General features: G+C 31.5%; 1 protein-coding gene. It reads left to right on the forward strand.

Annotated elements, in window-relative coordinates; translation table 11 throughout:
- Positions 1-19: 19 nt before the first annotated feature.
- A partial coding sequence (locus ASJ81_RS15030) for a UPF0228 family protein (RefSeq protein WP_095645094.1) occupies positions 20-534 on the forward strand: 515 nt, incomplete at its 3' end.

A 534-nucleotide genomic window follows, 5' to 3' on the forward strand; every position in this document is an offset into this window, starting at 1 on the left:
TTTTTTAGGGGTAAAGTATATGAATAAAATTAAAAAGAAAATGGCTTTTTTTATCGTTCTTTTAATTCTTGTAGTATTATTTTATGGGTTTATGCGAATTCCCACGGATAGAGAGCCGAAAATAGCTGGTTTTCTCATCCAATTTGAAAATGGAACAACTGAGCCTGAAGTTAAAGCCATTCTTGAAAAATACAATATGACGTTGAACTATAGTCTGGATTGCAATTGGAATAATGGCGGTTACAAATACTACATAAAGATGTACAAAGATGATTTACCTAATGTAGTAAGGGATGGATTGAAGAAAGATGAAAACTGGACTGATTCTGGTTTACCTTTTTTTACAAAGGGAGATTATATTATATATCCGGTAACAGAACAAGCCATCCATGATAAAAATTTTCATGAAATACTGAAAAGACATAATATTCAGGTGAAAACTTTTGTCTGGTGTCTAGTTAGCTACAGAGATAATTCAACTAGGTATGATATTCTGGGAAAGAATTGTATTACGGAGAAAGATGCAATTAGAAT

Origin of the sequence: Methanosarcina spelaei (genome assembly GCF_002287235.1) — an archaeon.
GTDB lineage: Archaea > Halobacteriota > Methanosarcinia > Methanosarcinales > Methanosarcinaceae > Methanosarcina > Methanosarcina spelaei.